The sequence below is a fragment of the Pseudomonas sp. PA-1-3F genome (genome assembly GCF_021609665.1).
Classification (GTDB): Bacteria; Pseudomonadota; Gammaproteobacteria; order Pseudomonadales; family Pseudomonadaceae; genus Aquipseudomonas; species Aquipseudomonas paracarnis.
The window spans coordinates 1-7,470 of the sequence record NZ_WJZD01000064.1 but is presented as its reverse complement, the minus strand read 5'-3'; the positions used below and the strand labels follow the sequence as shown (position 1 = coordinate 7,470).

7 protein-coding genes are annotated in these 7,470 nt (G+C 60.7%); all 7 read right to left on the bottom strand.

From position 1 onward, the window contains the following. Positions 1-312: 312 nt before the first annotated feature. The gene (locus tag GIV26_RS26860; protein ID WP_034126849.1) at positions 313-1,077 is read right to left on the bottom strand and encodes an ABC transporter ATP-binding protein; all 765 of its coding nucleotides are present in this window, start codon (positions 1,075-1,077) and stop codon (positions 313-315) included. 13 nt (positions 1,078-1,090) lie between these two features. Beyond that, a complete protein-coding gene (locus GIV26_RS26855; protein WP_236282894.1) occupies positions 1,091-2,209 on the bottom strand; it encodes a succinylglutamate desuccinylase/aspartoacylase family protein in 1,119 nt (372 codons plus the stop codon). A 9-nt stretch (positions 2,210-2,218) separates the two neighbouring features. After that, complete coding sequence (locus GIV26_RS26850) at positions 2,219-2,929, bottom strand: ABC transporter permease (protein ID WP_003189226.1); 711 nt, start codon at positions 2,927-2,929, stop codon at positions 2,219-2,221. After that, positions 2,926-3,654, bottom strand: a complete 729-nt coding sequence (locus GIV26_RS26845; RefSeq protein ID WP_003189227.1) for an ABC transporter permease — start codon at positions 3,652-3,654, stop codon at positions 2,926-2,928. The genes GIV26_RS26850 and GIV26_RS26845 overlap by 4 nt, the downstream gene beginning before the upstream one ends. 57 nt (positions 3,655-3,711) lie before the next feature. Further along, a complete protein-coding gene (locus tag GIV26_RS26840; protein WP_014717255.1) occupies positions 3,712-4,491 on the bottom strand; it encodes a transporter substrate-binding domain-containing protein in 780 nt (259 codons plus the stop codon). Positions 4,492-4,801: 310 nt separating this feature from the next. Further along, positions 4,802-6,436 (bottom strand): ATP-dependent DNA ligase, encoded by a 1,635-nt coding sequence (locus GIV26_RS26835; protein ID WP_054917886.1) that lies wholly within the window; start codon positions 6,434-6,436, stop codon positions 4,802-4,804. Next, positions 6,433-7,437, bottom strand: coding sequence for a ligase-associated DNA damage response exonuclease (locus tag GIV26_RS26830; protein WP_054897985.1), 1,005 nt, complete (start codon positions 7,435-7,437; stop codon positions 6,433-6,435). Before GIV26_RS26830 ends, GIV26_RS26835 begins: the two co-directional genes overlap by 4 nt. Positions 7,438-7,470 lie beyond the last annotated feature (33 nt).

Genomic DNA, 7,470 nt, shown 5'->3' with positions numbered 1-7,470 from the left:
AACCAGAGGGCATAGGTTTTACCCGCCCCGGTGCTGGCATGCAGTAACCCCGACTGGCCGGCCTTGACCGCGGCCCATACCTCTTTCTGAAAGGCGAATGGCTTCCAGCCTTGGGTGGCAAACCATTGCTTGGCGAAGTCGGGGTTTTTTGCCATGCGGCAGCGGACGCTCTGGAGGGGTTAGTTCAAAGACCCCTGAGGCAGCGCCGACGTTCAACTGTAGGAGCGGGCTTGCCCGCGAAAAAGGCCCAGGCACCGCGTTTCTTCAGGTTGCCAGCGTTATCGTTGACGATTTTCGCGAGCAAGCTCGCTCCTACTTCAAGTTGCCGCTCAAAAATTGTTGCAGGCGTTCGCTCTTTGGGTTGCCCAGCACATCCTCCGGCAAGCCCTGCTCCTCCACCAGACCCTGATGTAGGAACAGCACCTGGCTTGAAACCTTGCGCGCAAAGCTCATCTCGTGGGTCACCATAATCATGGTGCGGCCTTCCTCGGCCAGGCCCTGGATCACCTTCAAAACTTCGCCCACCAACTCCGGGTCCAGCGCCGACGTGGGTTCATCGAACAGCATCACCTCCGGCTCCATGGCCAGGGCGCGGGCGATGGCGACACGCTGCTGCTGGCCGCCGGAGAGGAACGCCGGGTATTGATCAGCCACGCGCGCCGGCAGCCCGACTTTGTCCAGGTAGCGGCGGGCACGGTCTTCGGCGTCCTTTTTACTGCAACCCAGCACGCGGCGCGGGGCCATGGTGATGTTTTCCAGCACGCTCATGTGGCTCCACAAATTGAAGTGCTGGAACACCATCGCCAGCCGCGTGCGCAAGCGTTGCAACTCGGCGTCGTCGGCTACGCGCATGCCATGGCGGTCGCTGACCATGCGAATCGCCTGGCCGTCCAGGGTCATGGCGCCATCGTTGGGGGTTTCCAAAAAGTTGATACAGCGCAGGAAGGTACTCTTGCCTGAGCCACTGGCGCCGATCAGGCTGATCACATCACCGGTCTTGGCCTTGAGCGACACACCTTTGAGCACTTGATTGTCGCCATAGCTTTTGTGCAGGCCTTCAACGGTCAGTTTGTACATGTGGCATGCATCCTCAAGGCGAAAGTAGATAACCGCTGCGGTAGGCCTGTGTGCCGGCGACATGGCAGATCACCATGCCGGCCGTGGCCATGCGGCGTAGCGAACGGGCGTAAAGCAGCCCGGCGTGCTGGCAGTGCACAGGCGTCACGCGGTCTGTAATGGGATCGATGATTTCAGCGACCAATTGCCCCGCCTCCAGGTATTCCCCCGGCAGGGCGCTGAACACGAGCAAGCCACCCACTGCAGTGGTCACTGGCTCCACCGCCGCCAACGGCGTAGCCGGGTAGGCCAGGGCAGGCAAGGGGGCTGCATTACCGCGAATGGCGCCGAAGTGGATCAAATAATCAATGATGGCCTGGCAGTCCAGCGCGGCGAGGCCGTGGTTGACATCGCCCTGGCCACGCAGCTCGACGGTCACCGACAAGCTGCCCATGGGGATCGGGTAGCGTTCGCCGAAGCGTTGCTGCAACTGCCACCACAGCAGGGTGAAACACTCGTCAAAAGACTGCCCACCGGAATCGGTGGCCAACAGGTTGGCCTCCGAGCCCAGGTAGCGCGCCAACGGTTCTACCTGTGGCCAGGCTTCGGGCGTGGTGTACAGGTGCGCCACGGCTTCGAAGTCGCAATGCAGGTCCAGCACCACGTCGGCATCACAGGCCAGGCGTTGCAGCACCAGGCGTTGGGAGTGCAACTGGGTCTGGGCGGTGTGCGCGGCCAGGGCGTGGAACAGTGCGCTGCGGATCAATTGGGCATTGCGCTGCGGATCATCGCCCAGCAGGTCTTCGACCTGGTTACCGACGTCTTCGCTGAGGTCGACAAACAGGCGATTGAAGTTCTGCCCGCTTTCCAGTTCGTAGCGGCCCAAGGGGATATCCATCAATACCTGTTCCAGGCCCACCGGGTTGGCGACGGGCACCAGCACGATTTCGCTGCGCAAGCGCCCGGTCGCTTCAAGTTCTGCCAGGCGCGCCTTTAAATGCCAGGCCACCAGCATGCCTGGCAATTCATCGGCATGCAGGGAGGACTGGATGTACACCTTGCCTTCGGGCTGCTGCGGGCCGAAGTGAAAACTGTGGATCTGCCGCGCCGTGCCGGGCACCGGCGCGATCAGATCATGTAGCTGGTGGCGCATGCAAACTCCTTAGTGGCTCGGCCCGAGAAAGGCCAGCCAACGGCGTTCCGCCAGGCGAAACAGGCCGACCAGGGCAAAGGTCACCGTCAGATAGATCAGTGCGGCAATGCCGAATGACTGGAAGGTCATGAAGGTGGCGGAGTTGGCATCCCGCGCCACTTTGAGGATATCCGGGATCGTCGCGGTAAAGGCCACGGTGGTCGAGTGCAGCATCAGGATCACTTCGTTGCTGTAGTAGGGCAACGAGCGTCGCAACGCGGAAGGCATGATCACGTAGGCGTACAGCTTCCAGCCGCTTAGGCCATAAGCCTTGGCCGCCTCGACTTCGCCGTGGGCCATGCTGCGGATTGCCCCGGCGAAAATCTCCGTGGTGTAGGCGCAAGTGTTGAGGGCGAAGGCGAGCAGGGTGCAGTTCATCGCGTCGCGAAAGAACGCATCCAGCACCGGTTGTGCTCGTACGGCGGCAAGGCTGTAGATGCCGGTGTAGCAGATCAGCAATTGGATATAGAGCGGCGTACCACGAAACAGGTAGGTGTAGAACTGCACGGGCCAACGCACCAGGCGCTTGCGCGAAACGCGGGCGATAGACAGTGGAATCGATACCAGAAAACCAATGACCAGTGAGGCGCTGAGCAGCCACAAGGTCATGGCCAGACCGGTGATGTGCTGGCCGTCGCTGTAAAGAAAGGGGCGCCAGTATTCTTGCAATAGCTCAATCATCGCACTGCCTCCCGGGCGCCTGCGGAGTAGCGACGTTCAAGTCGGCGCAAGACAAAGTTGGAGGCGCTGGTGATCAACAGGTAGATCAGCGCCGCCAGCACCAGGAAATAAAACAGTTGATAGGTGCTCTTGCCAGCGTCCTGGGCGGCTTTTACCAAGTCTGCGAGGCCGATGATCGACACCAGTGCGGTGGCCTTGAGCATCACCATCCAGTTATTGCCGATGCCCGGCAGCGCAAAGCGCATCATCTGCGGGAAGGTCACGTAGCGAAACCGCTGCCCGCGCTTGAGCCCGTAAGCGGTGGCGGCTTCGAGTTGGCCGCGGGGCACGGCGAGGATCGCACCGCGAAAGGTTTCGGTGAAATACGCACCGTAGATAAAGCCCAGGGTGATCACCCCGGCGCTGAACGGGTCGATCTCGATGTATTCCCATTCCATAAAGTCGGTAAAGCCACTGAGCCAGGTTTGCAGGCTGTAGAAAATCAACAGCATCAGCACCAGGTCCGGCACACCGCGAATCAGAGTGGTATAGAGCTGGGCGGGGATACGCACAATGGCCAGGCTGGACAGTTTGGCGCTGGCGCCGAGCAGGCCCAGCAATACGCTGACGGCCAGGGACAGCACCGACAACTTGATGGTCATCCAGGTGCCTTGCAGCAACAGCGGGCCGAAACCCTTCAAGCTGAATGCGCTCAGCCCGAGGGTTTGCAACAGATCTTCGAACATAAATCAGGACCTATGGCGATAAAAAAGCGCCCCACCCGAAGTAGGGCGCCCCAGGCATTATTTGCCGCTGTACAGGTTCAGATCGCCAAAGTGTTTCTTCTGGATAGTGGCGTAGGTGCCATCATCGTGTAACGCTTTGATACCTTTATCCAAAAGCGCCTTGAGTTCAGTGTTACCTTTTTTGATACCGATAGCGGTTTTCGACGGCAGCAGTGGGTCGTCGATAGCGGCGCTCACTTCATAGCCAGCACCGGCTGGCGACTTGAGAAAGCCCAGTTCGGCTTGGAGCATGTCCTGCACGGAAGCGTCAAGGCGCCCGGAGGTCAGGTCGGCGTACACCTGGTCCTGGTTGGCGTAAGCCTTGGTGGTCACCCCGGCTTTATCCAGTACGGCCTTGGCGTAGGCCTCCTGGATGGTGCCTTGCTCGTAACCCACGGATTTACCTTTGAGAGATTCTGGCGTCGAATAGCCAGCGCCTTTCTTGAACACCAGCGAAGTCGGGCCGGAGAACAGCTCGGAGGAGAAGTCGATGGCCTTCTCGCGCACGGGGGTCACGGTCATCGACGAAATCACGCCATCGAATTTATTGGCTTTCAGGCCCGGGATCATGCCGTCGAAGTCACTTTCGACCCACTTGCACTTGACCTTCAGCTCCGCGCAGATCGCATTGCCCAGGTCGATATCGAAGCCCACCAGGCTGCCGTCGGCGGCCTTGGATTCGAACGGTGCATAGGAAGGGTCGACACCAAAACGCAATTCCTTGTATTCCTTGGCTGTAGCAACACCAGCAGCCATGCACAGAGCCAGTGCAGAAAGGGTCAGCAATGCTTTTTTCATTATGTAATCCCTGGAAACCAAGATAAGCGCTTGTGGCGCGATTAGGACTGTTACTGAACGGTGTCAGACCCATCACAAGTAGCAATTTCTGCACCATAGTTCCGGATGGGCTTTTTAAACGGTGGGATAAGGCAGTTCCAAGTGTAGGCGGCGCCCAAAAATGGGCGTCAGCAAATGAGCGCACTATTTCGGGTCAAAGGTAGACCAGGCATGTGGGAGCGGGCTTGCTCGCGAATGCGTTGTGTCAGTCACTGAATAGTTGGTTGAACCACCGCATTCGCGAGCAAGCCCGCTCCCACAGGGTGCTATGTCAAGTCAGCAAGTCTTGTAGCGTGGCCAGGTTGTCCGCTTCATCCACCGCCTTGTCCTGGCGCCAGCGCAGCATCCGCGGAAACCGCACCGCAATCCCGCTCTTGTGCCGCTTGGACAGGGCAATCCCTTCAAAACCCAACTCAAACACCATGCTGGGCGTCACGCTGCTGACCGGGCCGAACTTCTCCACCGTGGTTTTGCGCACAATGGCGTCAACCTTGCGCATTTCCTCGTCGGTCAGCCCGGAATACGCCTTGGCGAACGGCACCAGTGTGCGCTCGCTTCCCGGTGGGCCGTCCCATACCGCGAAGGTGTAGTCGCTGTAGAGGCTGGCGCGCCGGCCATGGCCGCGCTGGGCGTAGATCAACACGGCGTCGACGCTGAAGGGGTCGACCTTCCATTTCCACCAAAGGCCCATGTCCTTGGTGCGGCCCACGCCGTAGAGGCCGTTGCGATCCTTGAGCATCATGCCTTCCACGCCCAGGCTGCGAGAGGCTTCGCGCTGCTCGGCCAAGGCTGCCCAAGTCTTGCCTTCCAGCAAGGGCGAAGGCAATAACACCGGTTGGTTGCACGTAGCGATCACCTGTTCCAATTGGGTGCGACGTTCGGCCTGGATGTGGTTGCGCCAGTCGTCGCCCTGATACTCCAGCAAGTCGTAGGCGAGCACGGCCACTGGCGCATCCTCAAGGACTTTTTTACTCAGGGTCTTGCGGCCAATGCGCTGTTGCAGCAGCGCGAAAGGTTGCACCGAGTCTTTCCACACCACGATTTCGCCATCGATCACCGTACCGTCGGGCAGGCCACTGACCAGGCTATGGAGTTCGGGGAAGCGTTCAGTCAGCAACTCTTCACCGCGAGACCAGACCCACAGGCGTCCCTCGCGCTTGACCAGTTGTGCGCGAATGCCATCAAACTTCCATTCCACCTGCCAATCGGCGGGTGAACCGAGCAGTGTGTCGAATTGCTCCACCGGTTGCGCCAGCCCGTGAGCCAGAAAAAACGGATAGGGTTGCCCGCCACGTTGCGCGTGTTCGTCGGACGATTCGGCGGCGATCAGCTTGAGGTAGCCTTCGGCTGTGGGACGGTTCGACAAATCGGTGTAGCCCACTAGCCGCTGCGCCACGCGTTTGCTGTCGAGATCGGCCATGGCGGCGAGGGCGCGGGTCACCAGCAGTTTGGATACCCCGACCCGGAAGCTGCCGGTGATCAATTTGATGCACACCATCAGGCTCGGTTGGTCCAGTTGCGCCCACAGCGCCGGCAGCCGGTCTGCAAGGTCCAAGGGTGGCAGACCGCGCAGTGGCAGCAGTTTTTCTTCCAGCCACACGGCCAGGCCGTCTTCGGATGTGTAGGTGGATTCTGGCAGGAGCAGTGAGATGGTCTCGGCCAGGTCACCCACGGACTGGTAGCTCTCTTCGAACAGCCAGGGTTCTATACCGGCTGCTTCGGTGGCCATGTCCCGTAGCAGTCGCGTCGGCACCAGTTGCCGAGGCCTCCCGCCGCTGAGAAAGTACACAGCCCAGGCCGCATCGGCCGGCGGCGCCTGCAGAAAGTAGGCCTGCAGGGCGGCGAGCTTGGCATTGCTGGAAGTGGTGGCGTCGAGGTTGGCGTACAGCTCAGCGAAGGCTTTCATGCCGTGGCCTCTTCTTCGTCATCACCGTATTCGGTGCTGAAGCCTTGGGCATCCAAGCCCTTTTCCCGCAGGTGGCGTACCAACACACCGACCGAACCATGGGTGACCATCACCCGTTGTGCCCCGGTTTGTTCGATGGCCCATAACAGGCCCGGCCAATCGGCGTGGTCCGAGAGCACGAAGCCACGGTCCACGCCGCGCCGCCGTCTGGTACCGCGCAGGCGCATCCAGCCGCTGGCGAAGGCGTCGCTGTAGTCGCCAAAGCGGCGCATCCAGGTACTGCCTCCAGCGGAGGGCGGGGCGATGATCAGGGCTTGGCGCAGCAGTGGGTCGGTCTTTTTGAAGTCGCCGGCATACAGCGTCTCGGGGATGTAGATGCCCGCTTCGCGGTACACCCGGTTCAACGGTTCGACCGCGCCGTGGCTGAGGATCGGGCCGATGCTGGCGTCCAGCCCATGGAGGATGCGTTGGGCCTTGCCGAAGGAGTAGCAGAACAACACGCTGGCTTTGCCGCTGGCGATATTGGCCTGCCACCAGTCATTGATCCCGGCAAAAATCTGCGCCTGGGGCTGCCAGCGGTAAATCGGCAGGCCGAAGGTGGATTCGGTGATAAAGGTGTGGCAACGCACCGGTTCGAAGGGCGCGCAGGTACCATCGGGTTCGACCTTGTAGTCGCCGGACGCCACCCAGACTTCGCCCTGGTATTCCAGGCGTACCTGGGCCGAGCCCAGAACATGCCCGGCTGGATGAAAACTCAAGGTCACGCCGTGATGCACCAACCGTTCGCCGTAGGCCAGGGTTTGCAGGTTGATGTCCTGGCCCAGGCGCCAGCGCAGGATACCTTCGCCGGGGGCGGCGGCCAGGTAGTGTTGATTGCCGGTGCGGGCGTGATCGCCGTGGGCGTGGGTGATGACTGCACGTTCTACTGGGCGCCAGGGGTCGATGTAAAAATCACCGGCAGGGCAGTAGAGGCCTTCGGGGCGGGCGATGACAAGGTCCATGGGGGTGCCGGGGCGGTGGGCTTGTTAGTTATG